Here is a 25,266-nt window from a genome sequence, read left to right on the forward strand (position 1 = left end):
TCTTATTTTCTTACTATAGAGGATAAGGAACAGAATTAGATAGCGATTGCAACGATATCAGTTGGGCATACACGTAAAATACCAGTAAAAGTATTTTGATTTTGATTGTTCTTATCGTCTTTATTGTTATCTTTGTTGTTATTAGCTAAAGCAGAGAAAAGAGCAACTCCGTTAGCAAATCCTTCAAAAATTACGTTGCGGAATGTTCCGTTGCCTCTAATGCTTAAAAGAGAAAGCTCTGTTCCAACTGAAATGCTAGCAAGTACGTTACATACAGCAGGTCGTTGTTGTTTAACTTCTTCTCTCTCTTTCTCGCGATGGTCGCGATGGTCACACTCTCTTTCACGATGATGACAGTCTCTAAAGTTATCACAGCATCCAAATGATCCAAACATAATCCTCATCACCCCCTTCACACTTATAATCTATGTAAGTTCGACTGTTGGTGACTGGACAGAGAGTGGAAATTTTTCTAGGGGATTTTCTCATTTTAAAAGACTAGATGGGTGTTTATTACGAAATGATGTTTAAAATAGGGCAAATATCACAAAAAAATGTAAAGACCACCGAAATGAATGAAATAGGTAGCCTTTACACTTTTTTGCTTTTATATAAAACGATGATATATACAGGAAGAGCTAAGAGTAGTGGTGCAATGGATCGTGCAGTATGTTTTTCTGCTTCTAATTGGAACGCTTCTTCTTTTGGGAATTGTAACACTGATATGTTTGCAGCATCGCCAATAAAATATAGAAGTAGTACAGTTACTATGTAACTTAAAATTGCGATAAAGCTTCCGTATGAACTCAATGAAAATCCCTCTCTTGTTATCTATTTGTTATCATTGTATCACAATTGTAACAAAAATACACGGTTATATTCCGGTATTTTAACAAAATTCGACATGAAACGCCATGTGTGTTTATGATTATGGCATAAACTTTACTATACATCTATGTATAGATGTCGAATGAAATAATGTAATATTACGGATGTGTGACAGAATATAAAAAAACGAAGGTAATTTGATTACCTTCGTTTTTTTATTATTTTGCCCATTCACTCACTTGCTCTACGCTCATTCGTGGCGCAGGGTGCCCTTTTAGAGTTGATTCACCAATTGTAATAAGCATAATTGGTACGTAACGAGATGAAACATTGAATTCTTCTGTAAGTGCTTGTGGGTTGAAACCACCAATAGCGCAAGTGTCCCAGCCAGTTGCTTTAGCTGCAAGCATAAGTTGCATTGCTGCTAAAGATGCATTTGAAAAGGCTGCATCTCTTGGGAATTGTTCACGAGTATATGCAGATTCAATGTTTTTAGCTAAGCGCTCTTTTGCTTCTTCTTTCATAAAGCCTTGTTCTACAATTGGACCATAAACTGATTCAACGTTTTTATAAGCTTCTAAATCACCTAAAACAGCGACTACTGCAGAAGCATCAAGAATTTGTTGTTGGTTATAGGCAATTGGATGTAGTCGTTTTTGTACATCTTCTCCTTGGAAAACAAGGAATTTCCAGTGTTGCAGGTTCCAAGCAGAAGGTGCTTGTGCAGCTGCTGTTAAAATTTCATGTAATTCTGTAGATGAAATTTCTTTGTCTGGGTTGAATGCACGTGTAGATGTGCGTTCATATAGAACGTTAAAAAAGTTATCGTTTGTCATTATATATCCTCCAAATTACATATCAAAGTATTAAAAAATAAATGTAATATATTCTACTTACATTTTGTAAGTTGTCGAGTTTAAGAATATAATATCTTTATTTTAATTGTCAAGTTTTAGAGAGTAAGTTAGGGCATTCATACAAACGATACAACTCCTATCATCATACACTAAAAAAGGAATTTATAGAGTGAAACAGCGAAGATAACATTCTCAATTAGCTTGTTACTATATATCCCTCACTAATTAAAGTTTTGAGAACAGCTATTTATAAAACAGTTGTGAGGAATTCTGTAGAACAAGATATATGAAGTGAGTGAAGACTAGTGATGAACATACTACATTTTTTATTAGAGAATACGGTTTTCCAAAATGTATTACAAGATCTTCAGTTAAATGTCCTTTATATAGAAAACGGATGCACACATCAACAAACGATAGAAAATATTCATCCAAAATGTATGTTTATAGCAAATAGTTTTGAAGAAGGAGAACTATTGTTTCATAAAACTAAACCACATATTGTAATTATGTATGTCACAGATTTTTCTCAAATAAAATATATAAAGAATATGTATAATCCGCATAGTACATTCATTGTCATTTGGGATCAACAGATAACAAACGAGTTTACAGAGGTGCTTACGTTAGGAATACGTAATATTGTGATAGCGCCCGTAACTCCACAAGTCGTGTTAGAGGAAGTAAATAAAAGTTTGTATCAACTTTCTTTAGTGCGGCAAGTAAGTGTGCAACAAGAACTACTTCAGATGATGTTTGATTTTCGAGATGATCTATTATTTATAGTAGAAGATGATGAGATTGTTGATTGTAATACGAATTTTTTAGAGTTTTTCGGATATGAAAATTTGTTTGATTATCGTGAGCAACATTTAGTATTTGCTGAACATTTTATTAGAGAAAACGGATACTATTCGACGACTCATGATATAACCTGGTTAGACGACACATTATCATATGATAGAAGAATTAAGATGTCCAATTATGAAGGTGTAGTATCAACCTTTTTATTGCGTGCGACACCACTCCCAGAAGATTTATCGAGATTTATTGTAAAGTGCACAGAGATTACAGAATTAGATGAAATCTATCAAGAACAAGAAAGGCTTGCTATGATAGATTCGTTGACAGAGATTTATAATCGTATGAAGTTCCAACAAATACTAGAGGTAGAGTGGGACAATGTAATACGTAACGGTGAAAAAATAGCACTTGTTTTATTTGATATAGATAATTTTAAGAACGTAAATGACACATATGGCCATGATTTTGGTGACTTAGCATTAATACAACTTGCAGAGCTTATGAAATCTAAAGTGGAGCAGCAACATGTATTTGCAAGATGGGGAGGGGAAGAATTTATTATATTAGTGACAAATACAGTGGAAAAAGAAGCATTTCAAGTTGCAGAGTCATTACGATTTTTTATTGAAACAAAACAATTCTCTGGTATTTCAAAATTAACGGCGAGTTTTGGAGTGGCACTATATGAGCAAGGGATTACAAAAGAAGAATTAATGCAACGAGCGGATATTGCATTATATGAAGCGAAAAAAAATGGGAAAAATCAGGTGTGTATATATAGAAAAGAAAAAATGTGATTTTTCGCAACTAACTGTTGCGATTTTTTTTTATTGGCTGATAATAGAATATAGAAGGATCATTTTTCATGAGGGGATTATGGGGGAACAATATGATAAAAAAAAGAATGATGATTGCTGCACTATGTACTGTAGTTTGCGGTGGAGTATACTATTTTCTCTATAATCCGAATATAAAGGAAAGTACTGTGTTAACAACTAAGATGACTCCAGCAATTGAATCAGAAATACAAGAGAATATAGAAGAAAAAGAAAAGCAACAAATTGATTATGCTAGTATATCTCAAAAATTAGATCAATATTTAGTAGGAAAGCAATTTAATGGGACAGTTTTGGTGGCAGATAAAGAGCATGTTATATTGAATAAAGGATATGGATATGCTGATGTTCACAATAAAATAGAAAATACGCCTCAAACAAAATATCGTATCGGTTCTATTACGAAAACTGTTGTTGCTACATCTATTTTACAGCTACAAGAACAGGGGAAATTAAACATTCAGGACAATGTAAATAAATATATTCCTTCATTTCCAGCAGATAAAAATATTACTTTATATCATTTATTAACGCATACATCAGGTTTACCAGAGAACGGAAAAGGGAAAGTTAATGTAACTTCACGTATACAGCTAATAAATTGGATTGGAAGTCAAAAATTAGAGTTTCCACCAGGTGCAGGTTGGAAGTATACAGATTATAATTATATGGTGCTTGCTTATATTATAGAAAATATAACGAAAAAGCCTTTAGGAGATTATATAAAAGAAAATATATTTACTAAAGCAGAGATGAATGAATCAGGTATGGGAAATACCGTACCTGAAGATAAAAGTGTTACGAAAGGTTATGTGAAGAAAGATCAAGTGCTTGTACCTGCACAAGAAGTAAATATGGCCTGGTTATATGGTTGTGGTGAGATGTATACGACAGTTGGGGATATGAAAAAATTAGATGAAGCGATTATAAATGGAAAACTTCTATCAGAACAAAGTATACAGGTGATGTTTACACCTTCACCAGAAAGAAAATATGCTTTTAGTTTTTACATATATCCAGATTATATTCATAATCATGGGGTACTCTCTGGTTGGAATACGTTTAATAACTTTAATAAGGAAAAAGGAACATTTGTTATACTATTTTCAAATGTAAAAAATGGTTTGGATGATGATTTTAATAAAGAATTCCGAAAGATGGTAAGTGATTTATTAGAACAAAGGGGATGAGAATATGGAAAACAAAATTTTATCAATAGGTTTTATCGGTATTGGTGTAATGGGAAAAAGTATGGTTCATCATTTAATGCAAGACGGTCATAAAGTATATATATATAATAGAACGAAAGCGAAGACAGATTCTTTAGTGCAAGATGGTGCAAATTGGTGCGATACACCGAAAGAGTTAGTGAAGCAAGTGGATGTTGTAATGACGATGGTTGGATATCCTCATGATGTAGAAGAAGTGTACTTTGGGATAGATGGAATTTTAGAACATGCAAACGAGGGTACAATAGCAATAGATTTTACGACATCTACACCAACATTGGCAAAACGTATTAATGAAGTTGGTAAAAGAAAGAATATATATACGTTAGATGCGCCTGTATCTGGAGGAGATATCGGTGCTAAAGAAGCAAGACTCGCAATTATGGTCGGTGGAGAGAAAGAAATATATGACAGGTGTTTACCGTTATTTGAAAAACTAGGAACGAATATTCAGTTACAAGGACCAGCTGGGAGTGGTCAACATACAAAAATGTGCAATCAAATTGCGATTGCTTCCAACATGATTGGAGTATGTGAAGCTGTTGCTTACGCGAAAAAGGCTGGACTGAATCCAGATAAAGTATTAGAGAGTATTTCAACAGGTGCAGCAGGTAGCTGGTCATTAAGTAATTTAGCTCCTAGAATGTTAAAGGGTGACTTTGAACCAGGGTTTTATGTAAAGCATTTTATGAAAGATATGAAAATTGCTTTAGATGAGGCTGAAAAATTACAATTACCAGTACCAGGTTTAAGCTTGGCGAAAGAATTGTATGAAGAGTTAATTATGGATGGCGAAGAAAATAGTGGAACACAAGTGTTATATAAAAAATATATAAGGGGGTAAACATGATGGATCTTCAAACGTTTGATGAGATGATTGATGCTGTACAGCGAGCAACTTGTATACAAATAAATGAAAAACAAAAAGAAGCTTTTAAGAAAAAATATGATTTTGAGCCAAACTTCGAATATGGAAGAGATGAGAAGGAACATTATGTCATTCGAACTTCAAAAAAGATGTTAGAAGAAATGGAGTTTTATTTGGCATTAAAATATGATCGTGATGGGGTTGATCTTTATATGCAAGCTGAAATTGAAGGTATATGTCATGTCTCTGTTAGCTATAGTGAAGATGCACTACATCTACAAGAATTATTTCAATTTCTAGAAGAAAATAAATAAAAGTCCTCATTTGAGGACTTTTATTTATTTGTTTAATTTGTATCATTATAAGCTAGAAGCCCGGCGGCATCGTTCAATTGGGAATGGAATAACTTGTGCAAGATGGTTAGGACCGAATTGTTTTGCACGAGCATGGCGTAATATATAAAATGCACACAGAATCGAAACAGGAATAGCGCCGTACAAACCAAAAAATAAAGCGCTTACACAAGATGCAACAAATCCTAAAACACCAACTTCTAACTCTTCCATAATAGCTCCTAAAATAACAGGAATAGCTCCGCATGTAACTCCAAGTATAAGTGCAATAAGTAAACTCATGATTATCCCCCTCTGTTTGCGATATTATTTTCCTTATTAGTAATTGTAGTATATCATATATAAAACAGAATTTTCAGAAAAAATTTAAAAAAAGTTCAATAAATGTTCAAAAAATGTTAAAAAATCGAAGAGGATAATTCTCCCTTAAAAAGGAAGAAAAGAAGTTTTTGAGTAAATAAAAAATCAGACTTATTTCAGAAAATGAAATAAGTCTGTTCCATAGGAGGATGTATATATGTAGAGTGAATAAAGGGTTGGAAAAGGGGATCCAATTCCTTTTATTCAACTAACTACCTTAATAGATCGGAACCCAGCCTTCAGTTGTAACGAAAATACGAATAGCTACAACTTGACGATCATCTTGCAAGGTAAAATAATGTCTTGCATTTTCAGGAACAGATATTAGATCGCCAGGCTCAAGTTCAACGTCAAAGAATGTCCCATCTTTACCTTCAATAGCAAAGATGCCATGACCACTGACAATAAAGCGAACTTCATCATCTGTATGATGGTGTTCTTTTTGGAAATTAATTAATAATTCGTCAAGGTTAGGTGTACTATTTGAAAGTGAAATGACGTCATGTGCTTTATAACCTCGGCGTGCTGAAACATCAGCAATCTCTTTTGAAAACACCGCTAATATTTCAGCTTTGTTTTCATCTGTTAACGAATAATTTTCATTTAAATGAGTAGGAAGTTTAGAAATATTCCATTTCTCATATAAAACGCCTTCTTCTTGTAGAAATTTTGATACTTCCACCTCATTTTCAATGCGAGTATTTCCTTCATGAATACGAATTTGCGCCATTAGAAACGCCTCCTTGAATTGATAATAGTTTTATATGAAATTGGAATAAAAACTCATAAGCTTCTAATCTTTTCTTTGCATCAAAGCTATCTCGGCCCCATACAGTAATGCCATGGTTTCGAATTAATACTGCCCCTGAATCTCCTTGTATATGTTTTCGGAAGTTCTCACCAAGCGTTGGAATATGAGCATGGTTTTCAATAATAGGAATGTGAATTGTTGCATCTTCTTCCCAAATATCAAGAGCTTTAATAATTTCTTGATTTTGAAGGGTGACTGCATCATCATACAAATTTGTGATGACATTGTTATCAGTTGTATGAACATGAAGTACGCACCCGGCATTCGTATTGTTATAAACATGCGTATGCAATATTGTTTCTGCTGAAGGGCGTAGTTCAGTCTCTAAAACGGGAACTCCTAAATGATCTACTAAGAGAAAATCATCTGGAGTGGTTTTTGTTTTATCTTTACCGCTTGCTGTAATAAGGAAAGTAAGTGGCTCATGACTAACTTTTATGGAAATATTGCCACTTGTTGCTGGAAACCAATTTCGAGTTGTTAATTCTTTTTTTATTTCGCTTAAGTCATACCATTGACGAAAAAGTTGTTTCATGATTTCACCTCCAACAAATGTTTTAATTCAACTTGAACATCGTGAAATGTTTCAAACGGTGTATAAGCAATATGGTTTTCTTCACACTTTGTAATAAGAAAGTCACGAGCGAATACTTTATCTGCTTGTTTCGCAGCTTGTAAATCAGTAATAGAATCTCCGATTACAATATGGAAGTCATTTGTATCACTTAATTTACGGATTAAAGATGATTTACATAATCCACAATGATTTTGACAGTGATGATCACACGGATGAGGCCACTTAACTGTAATATATTCATTTGAAAAGTCTGTTTCATTACAGTAAATTTGCTCTTTTGGAATGATCCCCTGTAAGAGTGGATAGACGAAGAAATCCATTCCACCGGATATAACGTAAAAAGAAATATTATTGTCATTTGTAAATTGTATAAATTCATGGAAGCCACTACGGATTTCGGCAGTTTCTTTTAAAAACTGAATGATATCATCGTGCAAATTAGTTGGTAGCAATTGAAATAATTGAAAAACACCTTCTTGAATAGAAAGTTCTTGTGATAAAATTCTTTGCTTTACTTCTTCTGCTTCTGGTGGTGCGAATTTTTCCATAATGGACATAATGTTATCGTTATTTGTAATCGTACCATCGAAATCACAAAACACTTGAATACTCATAACTTCACCTCATGAGAAGGATTTCCCCATATTTGTAGTGCGCTATGCAAATTTATGTCATCTACTTCATGGAGTGGTTTACTTTGCAAAGTTGCTTCAATTGCAGCACGGAATGCTTTACCACCGCCTTGTGCTCCGTTCGGATGACCATGAATCCCACCGCCAGCATTAATAACAGAATCTTTACCGAAATCTCGCAAGATAAAGGGAACGAAACCAGGGTGAATACCAGCAGACGGAACAGAAAAACTCTTCTTGAAAAATGCATCGTCTTCAGTTAAATGTTTTGAGATGGCAAGAGCCTCTTCCTTTTCTAACGCAACACTTCCATATGGAGACGGGAATAAAGAAAAATCAGCGCCAGCATAACGTAGTAGCTTTCCAAGTAATAATGGAGATGAAATGCCATATAACTGTGATGCTGAATAAGCACCACTTACAGCAGGGTGTGCCATAATAGGAACTGGGATTTCATCATCTTCTGCAAGTGATTGTAGTACATCTAGTCCGTAAGCAAATACGTTAAATAATAGAATATCAGCCCCAGCTTGCACTGCGCGTTTCGCATTTTCTTTTAAATCAAAAGTTCGTCCTGTTAAATTTACGGCATATAACGTTTTATGGCCGTATGTTTCATATACGGATTGTAAAACTTCTTTTCCAGATACAATTCGCTTCGTTAGTGGTGTTAAGGGATTCTCAAATAAAATTTCATCATCTTTTACGATATCCACGCCACCAATCGCTTGATCGCGTAATTGAGTTTTTAAGTATCCAATGTTTCGTCCAATCATTCCTTTAAAAATGCTCATTAAAAGGGGACGGTCATACACTTGTATAAGGTTTCGAATACCATCTATGCCGAACCTTGGACCAGGGAAATGCTCTTTTAACTCGTCTGAAAAAGTTAAGTCAATTAATTTCACTTCGCCATCAAGTGATAGCTTCCCGAATGTAGTTGTTAAAATTGCTGGTAAGTCTGGACTGAAATTTAATAATGGGTATTCGATTTCAATGATCCCGCGTTTTACTTTTTTACCTAGATACGAATTGATATGTTCCTGTTCATCTAATTCCTCAATATGAATAACATTGCCCTTATGTTGTTTTAATTGTTCTTGCAATAAGTGTGGCAAATGAGTCCAAGAGCCAATTGTTAAACCGAGTGCAATTTGCTCAGCTTTTTTTTCTAAGTTATGTGAATCGTCATGGATTAAATACGTCGCTATAATTCTGCTCATTGTAAAACCTCCTAGTTAAATAAAAAAACCTCTCAGCTAAGGAGAGGTTTTTTTACAACCAGCTCCTTATCTGTCAGCGTAATGCTGCGAGAATTAGCACCGTGTCTACAATTGTAGATCGGTTGCCGGGTTTCGTCGGGCTCGTCCCTCCACCTGCTCTTGATAAGAAGTATTTAGAAATGTTTAAATTTTTAAGATAACTGAATTTTGTCAGATATTTTTCATGTTGTCAATTACTTTTTGAAAAAATTTAATTTATCAATTCGATTAATGGCTTCTCGTAATCTATCTTCTGTATGCAAGAGACCAACACGTACATACCCCTCGCCATGCTCACCAAATCCAACACCAGGAGCAACTGCAACGTGTGCTTTTTCTAGTAAAATATCAGAAAATTGCTCAGATGTATATCCTTCTGGTACAGGAAGCCATGCGAAGAATGATCCTGTTGGAATATCTACATTCCAACCAATTGAGTGACAAGCTGAAATAAGAGCGTTTCTCCTAGATTCGTAACTATTTACAAGATTTGTTACACAAGACTGTGAACTTAATAGTGCTTCGCGGGCTGCGTCTTGAACTGCACCAAAAATACTAACATACATATGATCTTGCAATAGGTTAATTGTTTCAATGACACTTTCATTCCCGACCGCAAAAGCAATACGCCACCCAGCCATATTGAAAGTTTTTGATAATGTGTAAATTTCAATGCCTGTATCTTTAGCGCCGTCTGCTTGCAAGAAACTAACAGGTTTTTGGCCATCAAACCCAATAGCGCCGTAAGCAAAATCGTGAACAACTAATATATTATGTTTATTAGCAAAACAAATGGTTTTATCAAAAAAATCTTTTGATGCAGTAGCACCCGTAGGATTATTTGGATAGTTTAAGAACATTAACTTTGCTTGCTCGGCGATAGAGTCATCAATTGTTGTGTAATCTGGTAAAAATTTATTTTCTGCAATAAGCGGTATTGTTTCAAAGTGTGCTTTTGCTAAAGCAACCCCTGATAAATAATCTGGATAGCCTGGATCTGGAACGAGAATAGTATCACCGGGGTTTGTAAAACAAATTGGTAATTCTACTAATCCGGCCTTTCCACCAAACAAAATAGCAACTTCAGTTTTGGGATTTAATTCTACGCCGTATTCACGTTTATAGAATGTTGCCACGGCTTCTTTTAAGCTTTCATGTCCGCGAAATGGCGGATATTTATGATGAATGGTCTTTTCGGCAGCATCTTGCAAAGCTTTTACGATATGCTGCGGGGTTGGTTGATCTGGATTACCTTGACCTAGATTAATAACATCGTGACCAGCTGCAACGACTTTGTTAACTTTTGCAACAAGTGAAGCGAAAAATTGCGTTGGCAATGATGTTACTATATCAGAAGGTTGAAATAATTTCATACTTTCCACCTCTTTTGAAAGTTGTTACAATTCTAGTGACAAATGATATAATCTTTCCAGTATTTTGTAAAGAAAAAAATTAAGAATGGGGCTGAAAACATGAAAGTCGCATGTATTCAAATGGATATTGCTTTTGGAGATGTAGAAAAAAATATTGAGAATGCTAAAAATAAAATAAGCGAAGCGATGAAGGAGAGACCCGATGTTGTCGTCTTACCAGAACTATGGACAACAGGATATGATTTAACGAGGCTTTCTGAAATTGCAGATATGGATGGGGTGGAAACGAAAGAAAAATTGAAAGAGTGGTCGAAGCAATATGGTGTACATATTGTTGGTGGTTCCATAGCAAAGCAAACAGAGCAAGGTGTTACAAATACAATGTATGTAGTAACTAATAAAGGCCAGCTAGTCAATGAATATAGTAAAGTACATTTATTTCAGCTGATGGATGAACATAAATATTTAGTAGCGGGTAATGAAACAGGTGAATTTAAGCTAGATGATGTAGAGTGCGCTGGCACAATTTGTTATGATATTCGTTTTCCGGAGTGGATGCGTGTTCATACTGCTAAAGGTGCAAAAGTTTTATTTGTTGTAGCAGAATGGCCATTAGTTCGTTTAGCACATTGGCGCTTGCTTTTACAGGCGAGGGCGGTTGAAAATCAGTGTTATGTTGTTGCGTGTAATCGAGCAGGAAAGGATCCGAACAATGAGTTTGCAGGTCATTCTTTAATAGTGGATCCTTGGGGAGAAGTTGTAGTAGAGGCAAATGAAGAGGAAGCTATTTTATTCGGAGAGCTTAAATTTGAGAAAATAAAAGAGGTTCGTAAAGGAATTCCAGTTTTTGCAGATCGTCGTCCAGAATTATACAAATAAAATATTGACAAGTGATTTTTATTCTTGGTATAGTCTTCAACATAAAGTTAAAAATTCAAAAAATTATACAACTCTTATCAAGAGCAGGTGGAGGGATTTGGCCCGATGAAGCCCAGCAACCGACCGTAATACCATTGTGAAATGGGGCGTTTATGACGCCAAAAGGCACGGTGCTAATTCCAGCAGAAAGTAAAATTTCTGGCAGATAAGAGGGGAGAAGATAAACTTCAAACCTCTTTCTCAGTGGAAAGAGGTTTTTCTGCGTCAGAAAAACCTCTGAATTTAAAAAGGGGGAGAAGACGATGGGATATTATTCATTAACAGAAATAACAGCTGTGCAATATGCGAAAGAACATGGCTATTTTGAAAAGAAAGCAAATGTAGTTTGTCATGAAATTGGAGATGGAAACTTAAATTACGTGTTCAAATTAGATGATGGAGAGAAGTCAATTATAATAAAACAGGCACTCCCATATGCGAAAGTAGTTGGTGAGAGCTGGCCGTTGTCTATAAAAAGAGCAACGATTGAAAATAAGGCATTACAAATTTTTGAGAAGTATGTACCAGAATATGTTCCGGTAGTATACAGTCATGATGAAGAGTTAGCAGTAACAGTAATGGAAGATTTATCAAGGTTAATCATTACAAGAAGAGGATTGATAGACGGAGAAGAGTATCCGCTTTTATCGCAGCATATCGGTCGTTTTCTAGCCCATGTTTTATTTTACACTTCGGATTTTGGTTTACAGTCAGAAGAGAAAAGGGTACTAGAGGGGACATTTGTAAATCCGGATCTTTGTAAAATTACAGAAGATCTAGTGTTTACAGATCCGTTTGGATATTACGATACGAACGATTATGAACCGGATTTACAGCTAGATGTTGATGAACTTTGGAGTGATAAAACTTTAAAACTAAAAGTAGCGCAGTATAAATATAAATTTTTAACGAGAAAAGAAACGCTTATTCATGGGGATTTACATACTGGTAGTATTTTCTCATCACCTTCTGAAACAAAAGTGATTGATCCAGAATTTGCAACGTATGGTCCATTTGGATTTGATCTTGGTCAATTTATTGCAAATTTATTATTAAATGCGTTATCACGTGAAGAGGAAAAAAGAAGTGTGCTATTTTTCCATATTGAGAAAACATGGAGTTATTTTGTAGAAGCTTTTACGAAGTTATGGATTGGAGAAGGTGTAGAAGCATATACGAAAGAGAAACAATGGTTGCCAATTATTTTGCAAAATATTTTTGCAGATGCCGTTGGATTTGCCGGATGTGAGCTTATCCGTAGAACAATTGGCTTAGCGCATGTAGCTGATTTAGATGAAATAACAAATAAAGAAATGAGAATTCAAGCTAAGAAACAAGCGATATCTTTAGGTAAACAACTAATAAAATATGAATCTAAGAGTGCTGATATTCAACTATTCCAAGCATTATTTCAACAGACAGTTTCTGGAGGCGTAAAAGCATGAGTATAATTGTTACTGTTCCGAGATCTGTAAGTTGGAAAGGTGATGCAATTGCGTTGTTAAATCAAACAAAATTGCCGCATAGTACAGAATATAAAACATTAACGACTATTGAAGAGGTATGGAAAAGTATCATAATGTTAGAAGTACACGGAGATTATAAACGAGAAATTGCATCATTATTTGAAAAACAAGCTAATAAATAATAGCTTGTTTTTTTATGCCTAAATTGCCTATTCTCTCTTATTTATATAATGAAAGGAGGTGAAAAATATGGAAGAGTGGATCAGGATGATAGGTAATGTGGGATTTCCAATTGTTGTAACATTATATTTACTCCATCGTATTGAAAGTAAATTAGATGGGGTAATTGTTGCAATAGAAAAGTTACCGCCGCAATTACTAAAGTACGACGATCCTCGTGATAAAAAATAAAGTTTGCTCTTCGTGAGCAAACTTTATTTTTATCCCGCATTAATGGGCAGTAAGACCCCCACCTCAAAATTCAGCGAAAGCAAAGAAGTTAGGTGGGGGATCAACTGCCCATAAAAGCCCGATTGGTTCAACTAATAATCAGTGGGGGATGAAGAAAACCCCCACTGATTAAAGTTTCACTTTATTGGGCAGTATACCCACCATCGATAACGACAGCTTGACCCGTTATACCTTTAGCTTTTTCACTCGCTAAAAACATAGCATAATCAGCGATTTCTTGTACTTGTAATAAGCGTTTTTGTGGTACAAGTGGATAAATGACATCCTCTAAAACATTTTCAAGTGGTACATTTCGTGTTGTAGCTAAATCTTGCAGCTGATTACGTACAAGGAGGGTATCGACATAGCCAGGACAAAGTGCATTAACAGTAATTCCGTGGGTAGCACCTTCTAAAGCCGCAACTTTTGTTAATCCAATTACACCATGTTTTGCGCTATTGTAAGCGGATTTCCCTGCAAATCCAACAAGACCATTAATGGAAGCGACATTAATAATCCGGCCATACTTTTGTTTTTTCATAATCGGAAAGGCATGCTTAATTGCGATAAACGGAGCGATTTGCATAATTTTAATTAGCAACTCGAACTTTTCAGTTGGAAAATCTTCAATTGGTGAGACATGTTGCATTCCTGCGTTGTTAATCAACACATCTAATGCACCAAAATGACTAACTGTTTGAGAAATTGCAGCTGTAATTTCTTCTTCAGATGTAACATCACATTTTAAGCCGATAGCTTGAAATCCTTCTTTTTGTAATTGTTCAGCAGCTTCTTTCGCACGCTCTTCAAGTCGGTCACTAATAACAACTTTTGCACCTTCTTTTGCAAAAGCGTTCCCCATTTCATATCCAATACCACTCGCAGCACCTGTTAAAAAGACAACTCGATTTGTAACCATGATGAAAAACACTCCTTTATATAAAAATTCTCGTATTGCTCTATTTAGAGGAAGAATCATAAAATTCCTGCAAACATTTGGAAAAAACATAACTAGCTATCTTGTTTTGCAAAATAGTCTCTGCTATACTATTTTGTAAAGCAAGATACTTACGCTTTTCTATCTTGTAAAACAAGATAGTGGGAGGATTTGAAATATGTCGACAAGTCAAATGCTGAAAGGGATTTTAGAAGGATGCTTACTTGCTATTATTTCTGAAGGTGAAATATACGGTTATGAAATGAGTGAAAAATTAGCGAAGTATGGTTTTACGATGGCAAGTGAAGGAAGTATTTATCCCTTATTAATAAGAATGCAAAAAGAAGGATTAATAACAAGTGTAATGAAGGAATCTCCATCTGGTCCAAAACGGAAGTATTATACGTTAACAGAAAATGGCGAGGATGCACTGGATGAATTTATAGGCCGCTGGGAAGCGATGCAAAGTAGTGTGGAACGTCTACTTGAAGGGAAGGGGAGAAAAAAATAATGCTATCGAATGAAGCACGTAAGTTTTTATTAGATATGAGATTGTTTTTGACTGCAAAGAGTGTGAAAGAAAGCGACATTGAAAGCTTTTTAGAAGATGCGGAGTTGCATTTAATAGAAGGTGAGAGTGAAGGGAAAAGTGTAGAAGATATTTTTGGAGGCTCACCGAAAGAATATGCAAATGAACTTGTAAAAGTAATGGAAAGGGATAGACAGGAAACGTGGAAGCAAATTGGTTTTACGGTAATGAATATCGTAGCATTTTGGATTATTGCTTCTATCTTAGTAGTGAATAATGGGATTTTACAGCTTTCACTTATGCAGTGTATTGGTTATAGTTTCACATTAATGTTAGCTGTTATAGGTCCTAATTTTTTGCTCCGCAAAATGACCTTTGTAACAAGCTTTACAAAAACATGGTTTTCTATGTGGTCTTTAGTCATGATCGCGCCAATGTTTTTAATAGGGGCTGTTACGATATTAGACATGATATATCCTACAAAAATGCTTACATTCACCGAGGTGCAAAGTTATATATTAGCTGGTGCGATTTTTATTATCACAGTAGCGATAAATATATATTTTGAAGGATGGTTTAAAAACTTATATTTAATTGTTCCGCTTTCTATTATGTTAGTGTTTAAAACATTTACATCGGAAGATCTCATGCCAATGTTATTTCAAATTATATGTTTATACGGAAGTTTGTTTATTTTAATTTTCGTTGAAATTATGATGAAGGCGAATAGAAGAGAAGCGGTTAAATAAGGGAGGGGCTATAATGAAAGTTTCTAAAGAAGGCGAAAAGTTTTTAATCGATACGAAAGTATATTTAATAACAAAAGGGATTAAAGAAGAAGATGTGGATGCCTTTTTAGAAGATGCAGAACTTCATTTAATAGAAGGAGAAAAAAAGGGGAAGACGGTAAGCGATATATTTGGTGATTCACCGAAAGAGTATGCAGAAGAGTTAGCTAAAGAGATGGAGAAGGATAAAAGCGGGAGTATAAAAAGTATTCTTGCAATGATAATTGGTATTGGTGGGTATTGGTTACTTACAAATATTTTATTTGAAAGTCCTAATCAGCAATTTACGTTAACAAATGTACAGTTAATCGGTTATCCCATCGTCTTGATCATTACGATTATTGGAACAATTGTCGCTTTTAGAATGTCTTCTTTTAAAAGTAAGTTAGTAGAGTTTGGAATTATTTATGTAATAGTAATGGTTCCTATTTTACTATTAGTATTATTAATGTTTATGAATAAATGGTATGGTACACCGATCTTACAATTGTCAACAATACAAACGTATATATTAGCAGCAATTATCTTTTTGTTACTTCTTATTGGTGAAGTGTATGTTCTTGGTTGGATGGGTGTTTTGGCGCTAATTGTTCCTCTAACAATTATGTTTTTATTTAAAGACTTAGAAGAAAGAAGTGTATTTGGGGGAATTGCAAAGATTCTACTTCTGTATGGAAGTATATATGGATTAATGAAATGGTATTTAAAAATTGAAGAGCGAAAAAATGTGAACTAGGAATTCAATAGGAAAGCGGCTACTCTGGATATACAAAAATTATTTCCAAAGAAATATTATATTATGATTTTCAGAGGATCTGAGTTTTCTGTTCATAATATGTTGTTATTTCTAGCAGCCGATATTTGATTTGCTAAATACAATATATTGTTTTAAACAGTAACACGACAGTTACTGTTTTTTTCTTTGCAATAAGGGACTTTGTAAAGAGAGTGCTTTTTGTTCGTTCGTTAATAGGGATTGAATATGGACATTTTCAGGACGAGGTACGATCGGATACATAAGATTTGCTGGAGAAGGGTGGTGTTCCGAGCTAGTTGGAGAATGAGGATCTGCGTGAGTAAGTTTTCCATGAACACGCCTTGTAAATAAAATATGACCAATTTCGTGAGCGAGCGTATATATATTTTTCATAGGAGCTGCCGAGTTTGTTAAAACGATGTAACCAGTAAGTTGTTGTTGTTTTGCTAAAGAGTAAGCGCAGGCAATTACTGCTGTTTCTTTGAAATAATCACTGCCAATATAACAAATATAAAGATCGCATTCTGGAGCTTCATTTACACACGTTTGGAAAAAGGATGCTAATTTTTCCTGACTTTGAATGGAATTTTTATAACTAATTTCACGGTCAGAAAAACGGAAAAGCTCATTTAACACAATTACTTCTTGAATTTGAAAGGTAATAGGGTGCCAAATTGATTCTGCAACAGCTAAATCTTTTGCAATACGGTCGTCAGAAATATTAGCGCCTGGAGTAATGCAAATACATATATTGACGTATGGATTCATAAGGAACACCTCAAATGAAGAAATTCTTCCTATAATATATGTGAGGAAAAGGGCCTATGTATGGATAAACGCCTTGTTTATTTCACGAATATACAGACTACAAGTCGAAAAAAATTCATAGTTCTATAACGTAGTATGGTTATCTTTTTGATATAGTAAAGGAAAGGGGGAGAATATATGTATACATTAAAAATCGTTTCAGACAGAGAAGCTCTTTATCAATTTGCAAGTTATGTTAGAGTTGTGCAAGGGGTTGAAGATGTATATGTAGAGGTGGGAGAACCTTTATATGAACATCCGTTAATGAAGTTTTATGTACATATTACGCTTAAAGAAACATATGAGCAGCATAAAGCGTTACAAGAAATAGCAAGATTAGTAGAATTGGGTCGTTTTACATATGTCCATTATCGTAATGATGAAATTGAGGAAGCTTTTGAAGCTGTAAAATATGAAAGTTTTAAGAAATAAAAGATGAAAAAAGGAGGCGAAAGCTTCCTTTTTTTCTTTAAAATTACATCAACAAAAGGAGAAGAATTTTGTTATGATAAGGAAGGGTGAGGAAAGGAGAGTTTACATATTGGGGTATATTGAAGAGTTACGTAAAGTCGTTGGTACAAGACCACTTATTCTAGTAGGATCAGCAATCATTATATTAAATGAAAAGCAAGAAGTATTACTTCAATATCGTTCAGATACATATGATTGGGGTGTACCTGGTGGGGCGATGGAATTAGGAGAGACGACAGAAGAAACCGCTCGTAGAGAATTATTCGAAGAGACGGGGTTGCATGCAAAAATAATGCAATTTCTTGGTGTCTTATCAGGAAAAGAAGTATACTTCCGTTATCCTAATGGAGATGAAATTTTTAATGTTATTCATCTGTATCAGGGACATTATGTGAGTGGAGAATTAAAGCTCGATCATGAAGGATTGCAACTCCAATATTTTCAGGTAGATAAGTTGCCAAAATTGAATGAAACGACAGAGAAAATTTTGCAAAAGTTTTTATATGCGTTAACAGAATAGAAGGGTAATTCCTTCTATTTTTATTATATTAAATATTTTGATTTTTTAGTATGTTTATAGTATGATAGTTGTAGATATACATCTTATGGAATTTCACCTAAAAACTGAGTAGGGTACATAAGAGAGGGGCAAGTACAAGATGCATAATGTTGTTATTACAGCTGCAGTTCGTTCGCCAATTGGAACTTTTGGGGGAGCGCTAAAAAATGTAACACCAGTGGAATTAGCTGTTCCTGTACTTCAGGAAGCTGTAAAACGAGGCGGAGTGGAACCACATGAAGTTGATGAAGTGATTTTAGGTCATTGTATTCAAAGAACTGATGAAGCAAATACTGCAAGAACAGCTGCATTAGCAGCAGGATTTCCTGACACAGTTACTGGTTATACGATTCAACGTCAATGTTCTTCAGGTATGCAAGCAATTATGTCCGCTGCAATGCAAATTCAATTAGGTGTAAGTGATATTGTTGTTGCAGGTGGAGTAGAAGCAATGAGTTCAAGCCCTTATGCATTAAAACAACACCGCTGGGGACAACGTCTACAACATGGAGAAATCCGTGATACAGTGTGGGAAATATTAGAAGATCCATTGCATCATATTATGATGGGTGAAACAGCGGAAAATTTAGTTGACCAATATGAAATTACAAGGGAGGAACAAGATGAAGTTGCTCTTCGCAGTCACACACTAGCACTACAAGCGATTGAGTCTGGATACTTTGACGATCAAATTGTTCCTATTACAATAAAAGAACGTAGAAAAGAAGTTGTATTTTCGAAGGATGAACATCCGCGTGCAGATATTACAGCGGAAAAATTAGCAGGATTAAAACCAGCTTTCCGTAAAGATGGATCTGTAACTGCAGGGAATGCATCTGGTCTGAATGACGGAAGTGCGGTTCTAGTATTAATGAGCGAAGAAAAAGCGAAAGAAAAAGGCTTACAACCGTTAGCTAGAATTGTTGGATATTCAGTAGCTGGAGTAGATCCGAAAATTATGGGTATTGGGCCAGCACCAGCAATTCGTAAAGGATTAGAAAAAGTAGATTGGTCATTAGAAGATGCAGACTTACTTGAAATTAATGAAGCTTTCGCTGCACAATATTTAGCTGTAGAAAAAGAATTAGGTTTAGATCGTGAGAAAGTAAATGTAAACGGTAGTGGTGTAGGACTTGGGCACCCAATCGGTTGTACAGGAGCTCGTATTACGGTAAGTTTAATTCACGAATTAAAACGACGTGGCTTAGAAAAAGGAATTGCTTCTCTATGCGTCGGCGGCGGTATTGGGGTAGCATTATTTATAGAAGCATTATAAAAAAGAAGCAGCAATCGCTGCTTCTTTTTTTTACGACTCGAATAAGTGATGAAATAATCGATCTCGGTTTTCAAAGAAAAGTTTCGTCGTTTGGTAATGCTCTGTTTCTTCCAATGTAGATTCATGAATTCCTTCTTGCGTTAAAGAGTATATAGTAGATTCAGGATAAGCCATTAAAATAGGAGAATGCGTTGCGATAACAAATTGTGAACCTTGCTTAGCTAATTCATGCATCCGAATGAGCATGGAAAGTTGCCTCATCGGGGATAAAGCTGCCTCAGGCTCATCTAAAATGTATAAGCCTTGTCCTGAAAAACGGTTCATGAATAATGAGAAGAATGATTCACCGTGTGATTGTTTGTGAAGTGAGATACCACCATAGGAGTTGATAACTGGATTCCCACGTGCTTCTCTATCAGCATCTATTTCATCGATATAAGAAGCAACATTATAAAATGATTCAGCACGAAGAAAGAAACCGTCGTTTGGTGTATTGAAACTTTTGGAAATTCGAAGATATTTATGCAAAGATGAATGTGAATCGTTTGTGCTAAAGCGGAAATTCTTCGTTCCACCTTCTGCGTTAAAACCTAAAGCAACTGCAATCGCTTCGAGTAATGTTGATTTACCTGTCCCATTTTCTCCGATAATGAATGTTACATTTGGATGGAAAAGGAGCGATTGTAACGTTCGAATAGCGGGTAAACAGTAAGGATATGCGGAAAAGCTAGGGATATTTTCTTTTTTTAATGTGACACTTTTTAAAAAGGGTACGTCAATCAATATATAAACCTCGATTCATAACGGATTTTGATTCTAAAAAAGCAGCAAATACAAGTGTAAGACAACTTGCTATTAATAATGTATATTGAAGTGCGCCAGCCGAATGTCATTCTCTTCCATAGAAAAATCCGATGTATGTACTTACAAACAAGATAAACAGAACAAGAAAAAAAGACCAGTGAATCCTTCCTTGTTTTCTGAATATTCCATGTGGATTATAACACGTAAAATATCATATTCCAATGTGAAAATAAATATTGCATTAAGATCAATGCTCTCGTTATGATAGATGGTATTCTATTGAAAATATGAAAAGGAGTAAACATATGCCGTTTACATTCGCACATCCAGCAGCAGTTCTTCCTTTTGCGAAAAAGCATTCTACATATATTTCAGTAACGGCTCTTATATTAGGTAGTATGGCGCCTGACTTTGAATATTTTTTACACTTTAGACCGTATGGTGTTATTGGGCATACATGGCTTGGGTTTCTATATTTAAATCTGCCTCTTGTCTTACTGTTAGCGTACGGGTACCATTACATTTTAAAAAAGCCTTTTATAACGCATTTACCTAAACCGCTTGCTGGCTACTATACATATGTAGTAGATGAGAGGTGGGGGATTCATACATGGAAAAATCTTTTTGTATTTTGCTATTCTGCATTATTTGGTATGCTCACGCATGTCGTTTGGGATGCGTTTACGCATAAGACAGGCTATTTTGTTATGAAAATACCACTGTTGCAACGAGAATTGCATAGTATCCCAGTTTATAAATATATGCAGCATGGGAGTACATGTATTGGTTTTCTATTACTATTCTGGGTATTATGGAAGTATAAAAATGAAATGGGGAAAGATCTTATTGTAGCTTCGGAAAAAAGAAAGTATTGGATTTCAGTAATTGTTGTGGCAGCTATTATATTTATTGTGCACGCGTTAGTAGATCCCTATTTTCATATTTCCCAAATTGGAGGTATAATAGTATCTGGACTGACAAGTTCATTTTGTGGACTTCTCATTGTTTCTATAGTTTACAAAGCAAGGGACTAATTTATATTCATGAATGATAGTGTTAGGAGAAATTAAATGATGAAAGCATGGAAAAGTATTTTTGTATTATGTAGTTTTCTTCTTATGTTAAGTGGTTGCTTCCATCAAGAAGAAAAGAAAGCTGAACCGAAGAAGAAAGAAGCTATTCCTGAAACGAAAGAATATGGTGGGCGTGAGCTGAAAAAAGTAGGACAACAAGTGAAAGAAACAGGGTGGGGTACTTTCAAGTTAGAGCAGATTCATTCTGTGAATCAAACATTTGAAGTAGCGCCAATGAAAATTCATGTACAAGATGTGAAAGTGATCTCTTTATCACAGATGAGTGAAGATGCAAAAAATACATTAAAAGTATATACGGCATTAACTCCTGAAGAAGTAAAGCGTAGATTAGGAGATAAGGTAAGCCAAGAAGACGCGGAATTATATGCATCGCTAAGTGGAACAGAGATTAGCGATACGATTCGTTACGTTGAGATTACATATAAGGTGGAAAATAGCGGGAATAAAAACATGCAATTTTTCTCTATGAATGATGTTACGGTTAATGATAAGCAACATTTTAAAGTAGCGACTCAAAACTTTTTATATGATGAAGATACGCTCGTTGGTACAAAAAATGTATCAAGAGAAGACTATAAGCCTGGTGAAACAAGAGATGGAATTATCGGTTTAATACTTGATGACGGAAAAGAAAAGGTAAAAGATATTAAGTTTACTACGGATGATTTAATGGCAGGAGACTCAGAAACACAAGAGGTTGTTAAAGAATCACAAACTTTTAATATCTCACTTTCTGAGTAAGGTGTTTTTTTAAATGTAAGCAAAAACAGTCAGCGTTCAAAACATTATGCTGACTGTTTTTTTATTTCTTTTATGTATGCATCTACATTCTGAAAAGGTACTTTAATTTTAAACGCATCTTTTTGTTCATTAAATTGCTTTTCATTATAGGGACCAAAACGTTTATTGTGCTTTACGTCAATAATCCAATAGTGTTCACTTTTTTTATTTGCTATTGCTCCGTCAGGATTATTCGGATCAGACTTTTCTTCAATTTGTTTTGCAATAATGTATTTATCGTCCCAACCGATGTCTGTAATTTTTGCAGGGATGTATTGTGTGGCATATACAGCATCTTGCGAGGGGAAAAGTTCAAATGCATTTCCAGAAGTACGTATGAGTTCGTATTCATCGTTTATCGTATAAGTTAAGTGACTTGTATTTCCTGTACAACCAGTTAATAGGAAGGCGATGAATAGGATTATCCATTTTTTCAATATGGGAACCTCCTTTACAATGCTGTTGTAACACATTGTACAAGAAAAGTAAGAGAAACGCTAGTTTACAATGTTTTTTAGAAGTGGTACGATGAAACGGGTAAAGAAGGATACGAAGGAGTCGACATAAAATGAAGTTGAAGATGCATCGTCCAGCGTTTGTAATGAATCGCATAGGTGCTTCCCTAATTGACATGTTTTTAATCTCGGTTATGTATGGTGCAATAGTAGCTATTATGACCGGAAACTATAGTTCTATTTTTAATCGCTTTAATATAAGTTTTGGTGACTTTAGATATGATCTCACATTAGCTTTCATATTAATGGCGCTATATTTTATTTTGTTACCTTTTATTTGGAACGGTGCTACACTTGGTAAGAAGGTAACTAGAACAAAATTAATTTCATTGAAGAATGAAAGACTAACTTTACAAACATTAATTTTACGATTTTTTGCATTGTTATTACCAAACATATTGCTGCTTGGAATTCCATTATTATGTAACATATACATGATGTTGTTCCGCAAAGATAATTGTGGTTTTCATGATTTAATTGCAAAGACGAAAGTGATCAGTCTTGTATAATAAAAAAAGCCCTTTTTATTTCTAAATAAAAAGGGCTTTTTTTTATCCCGTTATTTGTGGGCAGTAAGACTCTCACCTCGAAATTCAATGAATGCGAGGAAGTTAGGAGGGAGGTAAAGGTTCATATTCTTAATTCTAATAGATTGAAAATTAAGAAAATGATATAATGATTAAAAATAATATCTTTATATAATAAGGGGGAAGTTAAAATGACAGGAGGTAGCATAATTTTTTGGGGGATATTAATATGTATTGGTTTAGTGTTTGATCAGCGTAATAGTAAGAAAAAAGAAGGAGTAAAAAAGTGATCGCTTACAAGTTGTGGAGTGAACTTTTCTTGCTTGCAGACTAATCTAATCTTATAAAGGAGTACAGATAAAACAATTAACGTCATCTTTTATGAAACAGCAAGAAGAAATGGTGCTAAGTGATTTACCGATTTTTGGTGTTATCAGCACAAAAGGACAATCATTTCATACAGTAGAAGCCTAGTATAATAATGAAAACCGCCCTCAGTATATATGTGGACGGTTTTTTTGTATGTTATATAGAAGAAATATATTTTTAGCGAATACGTTGTTCTGTTTGAGTGTCAAAGAAATGCGCTTTATTCATATCAAATGCCAGTTTAATTTGGTCACCAGGTGAAAATATATGTCTTGCATCAACACGTGCTGCAAAATCTTGATTGCCAAGTTTCATATATAAAATAGATTCAGCGCCTAACAATTCAGCAACTTCGATTTTTGTTGTGAAGGCAGTAGATTGTGAAGCTTCTAAAAATAATAGTTCATCATGAATGTCTTCAGGACGAATACCTAAAACAATCTCCTTATTTACATAGCCTTGTTCACGTAATAGCTTCATTTTTCCTTCAGATACTTTGACTTTTATTGCGTTGTCTATAACGAAATCGGTTTCAGTTAATTTACCACGGAAGAAATTCATCGCTGGAGAGCCGATAAATCCACCAACGAAAATATTTTCAGGTGTTTCATATACTTCTTTTGGAGTTCCGATTTGTTGGATCTTTCCGTCTTTCATAACAACAAGACGGGAAGCCATTGTCATCGCTTCAGTTTGATCATGTGTTACATAAATTGTTGTTGTTCCAAGGCGGTGGTGTAACTTAGAAATTTCTGATCGCATTGCAACACGGAGTTTTGCATCTAAGTTTGATAAAGGTTCATCCATTAAGAAAACTTTCGCGTCTCGAACGATTGCTCTACCTAACGCAACACGTTGGCGTTGTCCACCTGATAATGCTTTCGGTTTTCTATCTAAATACTGTTCAAGTCCTAAAATTCGCGCTGCATCTTTCACACGACGATCGATTTCATCTTTTGGTATCTTTCGAAGTTTTAATCCAAAGGCCATATTATCATATACACTCATATGTGGATAAAGAGCATAGTTTTGGAAGACCATTGCGATATCTCGATCTTTTGGTGGGACATCGTTCATTAACTTACCATCTATTGAGAACTCTCCTTTTGAAATATCTTCAAGGCCAGCTACCATTCGTAAAGTTGTAGATTTTCCGCAACCAGAAGGACCGACAAATACGATAAACTCTTTATCTTGAATGTGTAAATTAAAATCTGTTACAGCTGTTACGTTATTATCATATATCTTATAAATATTTTCTAATTTCAGTTCTGCCATGGTATTTCCCCCTAGAAAAAATTATGCAAACGTTTTCTTTGAGTTCATTATAAACTAATAGATTCAAAAAATAAATAAAAAAATAAAACGTTTTCATTAATTAGAGGAATACGAGTGATTTGCGCATGTTTTATTAGAAAAAGAAGAATAA

31 protein-coding genes, 3 pseudogenes and 2 riboswitches are annotated in these 25,266 nt (G+C 34.7%); of the genes and pseudogenes, 20 read left to right on the plus strand and 14 right to left on the minus strand.

The features are described 5' to 3' along the window. Window positions 1-35: 35 nt before the first annotated feature. From COI75_RS12245 to COI75_RS12255, 3 genes are all read right to left on the minus strand, one after another. On the minus strand, window positions 36-395 hold the full coding sequence (locus tag COI75_RS12245) for a DUF3915 domain-containing protein (protein ID WP_000468028.1): 360 nt from the start codon (window positions 393-395) through the stop codon (window positions 36-38). Between the two features lie 196 nt (window positions 396-591). Then, window positions 592-810, minus strand: coding sequence for a hypothetical protein (locus COI75_RS12250; RefSeq protein ID WP_000100484.1), 219 nt, complete (start codon window positions 808-810; stop codon window positions 592-594). Window positions 811-1,046: 236 nt separating this feature from the next. Next, entirely contained in the window at window positions 1,047-1,664 is a 618-nt protein-coding gene (locus COI75_RS12255) for a nitroreductase family protein (protein WP_000180377.1), read from the minus strand. 329 nt (window positions 1,665-1,993) lie between these two features. On the opposite strand from COI75_RS12255, the gene COI75_RS12260 reads away from it, so the two are divergent. From COI75_RS12260 to COI75_RS12275, 4 genes are all read left to right on the plus strand, one after another. After that, window positions 1,994-3,286, plus strand: coding sequence for a GGDEF domain-containing protein (locus COI75_RS12260; protein ID WP_001023196.1), 1,293 nt, complete (start codon window positions 1,994-1,996; stop codon window positions 3,284-3,286). Window positions 3,287-3,378: 92 nt separating this feature from the next. Then, window positions 3,379-4,515: a serine hydrolase domain-containing protein gene (locus COI75_RS12265; protein ID WP_000592621.1), complete on the plus strand. Its 1,137-nt coding sequence runs from the start codon at window positions 3,379-3,381 to the stop codon at window positions 4,513-4,515. A gap of 4 nt (window positions 4,516-4,519) precedes the next feature. Further along, on the plus strand, window positions 4,520-5,398 hold the full coding sequence (locus COI75_RS12270; RefSeq protein WP_000428219.1) for an NAD(P)-dependent oxidoreductase: 879 nt from the start codon (window positions 4,520-4,522) through the stop codon (window positions 5,396-5,398). Window positions 5,399-5,403: 5 nt separating this feature from the next. After that, entirely contained in the window at window positions 5,404-5,736 is a 333-nt protein-coding gene (locus COI75_RS12275; RefSeq protein ID WP_000365727.1) for a DUF3909 family protein, read from the plus strand. A gap of 45 nt (window positions 5,737-5,781) precedes the next feature. Here the strand turns inward: COI75_RS12275 and COI75_RS12280 are convergent, their stop codons facing one another. The 6 genes from COI75_RS12280 to COI75_RS12305 all read right to left on the minus strand — a co-directional run bounded on the left by COI75_RS12280 (window position 5,782) and on the right by COI75_RS12305 (window position 10,790). After that, window positions 5,782-6,057: a hypothetical protein gene (locus COI75_RS12280; protein ID WP_000054665.1), complete on the minus strand. Its 276-nt coding sequence runs from the start codon at window positions 6,055-6,057 to the stop codon at window positions 5,782-5,784. Between the two features lie 295 nt (window positions 6,058-6,352). Next, the gene (locus COI75_RS12285; protein ID WP_000057301.1) at window positions 6,353-6,865 is read right to left on the minus strand and encodes a 1,2-dihydroxy-3-keto-5-methylthiopentene dioxygenase; all 513 of its coding nucleotides are present in this window, start codon (window positions 6,863-6,865) and stop codon (window positions 6,353-6,355) included. Continuing rightward, window positions 6,843-7,481 (minus strand): methylthioribulose 1-phosphate dehydratase, encoded by a 639-nt coding sequence (locus COI75_RS12290; protein ID WP_000811335.1) that lies wholly within the window; start codon window positions 7,479-7,481, stop codon window positions 6,843-6,845. Before COI75_RS12290 ends, COI75_RS12285 begins: the two co-directional genes overlap by 23 nt. Next, window positions 7,478-8,137, minus strand: a complete 660-nt coding sequence (locus COI75_RS12295) for a 2-hydroxy-3-keto-5-methylthiopentenyl-1-phosphate phosphatase (protein WP_000027489.1) — start codon at window positions 8,135-8,137, stop codon at window positions 7,478-7,480. Before COI75_RS12295 ends, COI75_RS12290 begins: the two co-directional genes overlap by 4 nt. Continuing rightward, the gene (mtnW, locus tag COI75_RS12300) at window positions 8,134-9,378 is read right to left on the minus strand and encodes a 2,3-diketo-5-methylthiopentyl-1-phosphate enolase (RefSeq protein WP_000086677.1); all 1,245 of its coding nucleotides are present in this window, start codon (window positions 9,376-9,378) and stop codon (window positions 8,134-8,136) included. Before mtnW ends, COI75_RS12295 begins: the two co-directional genes overlap by 4 nt. Before the next feature lie 63 nt (window positions 9,379-9,441). Further along, a riboswitch (SAM riboswitch) is annotated at window positions 9,442-9,547 on the minus strand. Window positions 9,548-9,611: 64 nt separating this feature from the next. Next, the gene (locus COI75_RS12305; protein WP_000765502.1) at window positions 9,612-10,790 is read right to left on the minus strand and encodes a pyridoxal phosphate-dependent aminotransferase; all 1,179 of its coding nucleotides are present in this window, start codon (window positions 10,788-10,790) and stop codon (window positions 9,612-9,614) included. 99 nt (window positions 10,791-10,889) lie between these two features. On the opposite strand from COI75_RS12305, the gene COI75_RS12310 reads away from it, so the two are divergent. The 4 genes and pseudogenes from COI75_RS12310 (at window position 10,890) to COI75_RS12325 (ending at window position 13,585) form a co-directional block, all read left to right on the plus strand. Then, window positions 10,890-11,669: a carbon-nitrogen family hydrolase gene (locus COI75_RS12310; protein ID WP_002095350.1), complete on the plus strand. Its 780-nt coding sequence runs from the start codon at window positions 10,890-10,892 to the stop codon at window positions 11,667-11,669. A gap of 71 nt (window positions 11,670-11,740) precedes the next feature. Further along, window positions 11,741-11,881: riboswitch (SAM riboswitch) on the plus strand. Window positions 11,882-11,971: 90 nt separating this feature from the next. Beyond that, window positions 11,972-13,153, plus strand: coding sequence for an S-methyl-5-thioribose kinase (mtnK, locus tag COI75_RS12315; protein ID WP_000542689.1), 1,182 nt, complete (start codon window positions 11,972-11,974; stop codon window positions 13,151-13,153). Then, a pseudogene (locus COI75_RS12320) lies at window positions 13,150-13,305 on the plus strand (methylthioribose-1-phosphate isomerase); the annotation flags it as partial. The gene mtnK and the pseudogene COI75_RS12320, both read left to right, overlap by 4 nt. A gap of 118 nt (window positions 13,306-13,423) precedes the next feature. After that, window positions 13,424-13,585 carry a YvrJ family protein gene (locus COI75_RS12325; protein ID WP_000393343.1) on the plus strand — a complete coding sequence of 54 codons (162 nt, stop codon included), beginning with the start codon at window positions 13,424-13,426 and terminating at the stop codon, window positions 13,583-13,585. A gap of 181 nt (window positions 13,586-13,766) precedes the next feature. Here COI75_RS12325 and COI75_RS12330 read toward each other — a convergent pair whose 3' ends face one another. Next, complete coding sequence (locus COI75_RS12330) at window positions 13,767-14,543, minus strand: 3-hydroxybutyrate dehydrogenase (protein ID WP_000258432.1); 777 nt, start codon at window positions 14,541-14,543, stop codon at window positions 13,767-13,769. Between the two features lie 196 nt (window positions 14,544-14,739). On the opposite strand from COI75_RS12330, the gene COI75_RS12335 reads away from it, so the two are divergent. The 4 genes and pseudogenes from COI75_RS12335 to COI75_RS27290 form a co-directional block, all read left to right on the plus strand. Then, the gene (locus tag COI75_RS12335) at window positions 14,740-15,072 is read left to right on the plus strand and encodes a PadR family transcriptional regulator (RefSeq protein WP_000107990.1); all 333 of its coding nucleotides are present in this window, start codon (window positions 14,740-14,742) and stop codon (window positions 15,070-15,072) included. Then, window positions 15,072-15,839: a DUF1129 domain-containing protein gene (locus COI75_RS12340; protein ID WP_000950451.1), complete on the plus strand. Its 768-nt coding sequence runs from the start codon at window positions 15,072-15,074 to the stop codon at window positions 15,837-15,839. The genes COI75_RS12335 and COI75_RS12340 overlap by 1 nt, the downstream gene beginning before the upstream one ends. 13 nt (window positions 15,840-15,852) lie before the next feature. Next, a complete protein-coding gene (locus tag COI75_RS12345) occupies window positions 15,853-16,614 on the plus strand; it encodes a DUF1129 domain-containing protein (protein WP_000868633.1) in 762 nt (253 codons plus the stop codon). Between the two features lie 7 nt (window positions 16,615-16,621). Then, a pseudogene (locus tag COI75_RS27290) lies at window positions 16,622-16,743 on the plus strand (DNA-binding protein); the annotation flags it as partial. 42 nt (window positions 16,744-16,785) lie between these two features. Here the strand turns inward: COI75_RS27290 and COI75_RS12350 are convergent. Beyond that, window positions 16,786-17,403, minus strand: a complete 618-nt coding sequence (locus COI75_RS12350) for an ImmA/IrrE family metallo-endopeptidase (RefSeq protein ID WP_001070511.1) — start codon at window positions 17,401-17,403, stop codon at window positions 16,786-16,788. 177 nt (window positions 17,404-17,580) lie between these two features. On the opposite strand from COI75_RS12350, the gene COI75_RS12355 reads away from it, so the two are divergent. The 3 genes from COI75_RS12355 (at window position 17,581) to COI75_RS12365 (ending at window position 19,748) form a co-directional block, all read left to right on the plus strand. After that, window positions 17,581-17,874 (plus strand): DUF3928 family protein, encoded by a 294-nt coding sequence (locus COI75_RS12355; RefSeq protein WP_000288334.1) that lies wholly within the window; start codon window positions 17,581-17,583, stop codon window positions 17,872-17,874. A 109-nt stretch (window positions 17,875-17,983) separates the two neighbouring features. Then, complete coding sequence (locus tag COI75_RS12360) at window positions 17,984-18,433, plus strand: NUDIX hydrolase (protein WP_000540533.1); 450 nt, start codon at window positions 17,984-17,986, stop codon at window positions 18,431-18,433. Between the two features lie 139 nt (window positions 18,434-18,572). Further along, window positions 18,573-19,748, plus strand: a complete 1,176-nt coding sequence (locus COI75_RS12365) for an acetyl-CoA C-acetyltransferase (protein WP_000552065.1) — start codon at window positions 18,573-18,575, stop codon at window positions 19,746-19,748. Window positions 19,749-19,778: 30 nt separating this feature from the next. Here COI75_RS12365 and COI75_RS12370 read toward each other — a convergent pair whose 3' ends face one another. Next, window positions 19,779-20,531 carry an AAA family ATPase gene (locus tag COI75_RS12370; protein WP_000567991.1) on the minus strand — a complete coding sequence of 251 codons (753 nt, stop codon included), beginning with the start codon at window positions 20,529-20,531 and terminating at the stop codon, window positions 19,779-19,781. Window positions 20,532-20,857: 326 nt separating this feature from the next. On the opposite strand from COI75_RS12370, the gene COI75_RS12375 reads away from it, so the two are divergent. Together COI75_RS12375 and COI75_RS12380 are read left to right on the plus strand one after the other, a co-directional pair. Continuing rightward, complete coding sequence (locus COI75_RS12375) at window positions 20,858-21,586, plus strand: DUF4184 family protein (RefSeq protein WP_001116871.1); 729 nt, start codon at window positions 20,858-20,860, stop codon at window positions 21,584-21,586. Between the two features lie 36 nt (window positions 21,587-21,622). Beyond that, window positions 21,623-22,387: a hypothetical protein gene (locus COI75_RS12380; protein WP_000973884.1), complete on the plus strand. Its 765-nt coding sequence runs from the start codon at window positions 21,623-21,625 to the stop codon at window positions 22,385-22,387. A gap of 44 nt (window positions 22,388-22,431) precedes the next feature. On the opposite strand, the gene COI75_RS12385 is transcribed toward COI75_RS12380, so the two are convergent. Next, a complete protein-coding gene (locus COI75_RS12385; RefSeq protein WP_000758769.1) occupies window positions 22,432-22,863 on the minus strand; it encodes a DUF3997 domain-containing protein in 432 nt (143 codons plus the stop codon). 131 nt (window positions 22,864-22,994) lie between these two features. On the opposite strand from COI75_RS12385, the gene COI75_RS12390 reads away from it, so the two are divergent. The 3 genes and pseudogenes from COI75_RS12390 to COI75_RS12400 all read left to right on the plus strand — a co-directional run. After that, window positions 22,995-23,450, plus strand: a complete 456-nt coding sequence (locus tag COI75_RS12390; protein ID WP_000769074.1) for an RDD family protein — start codon at window positions 22,995-22,997, stop codon at window positions 23,448-23,450. Window positions 23,451-23,659: 209 nt separating this feature from the next. Next, window positions 23,660-23,758 (plus strand): hypothetical protein, encoded by a 99-nt coding sequence (locus COI75_RS12395; RefSeq protein ID WP_000145634.1) that lies wholly within the window; start codon window positions 23,660-23,662, stop codon window positions 23,756-23,758. A gap of 61 nt (window positions 23,759-23,819) precedes the next feature. After that, window positions 23,820-23,942: pseudogene (locus tag COI75_RS12400) on the plus strand (SDR family NAD(P)-dependent oxidoreductase); the annotation flags it as partial. 72 nt (window positions 23,943-24,014) lie between these two features. Here COI75_RS12400 and COI75_RS12405 read toward each other — a convergent pair. Further along, entirely contained in the window at window positions 24,015-25,115 is a 1,101-nt protein-coding gene (locus COI75_RS12405) for an ABC transporter ATP-binding protein (RefSeq protein WP_000818936.1), read from the minus strand. Between the last annotated feature and the right edge of the window lie 151 nt (window positions 25,116-25,266).

The sequence above is a fragment of the Bacillus cereus genome (assembly GCF_002564555.1).
Classification (GTDB): domain Bacteria; phylum Bacillota; class Bacilli; order Bacillales; family Bacillaceae_G; genus Bacillus_A; species Bacillus_A cereus_K.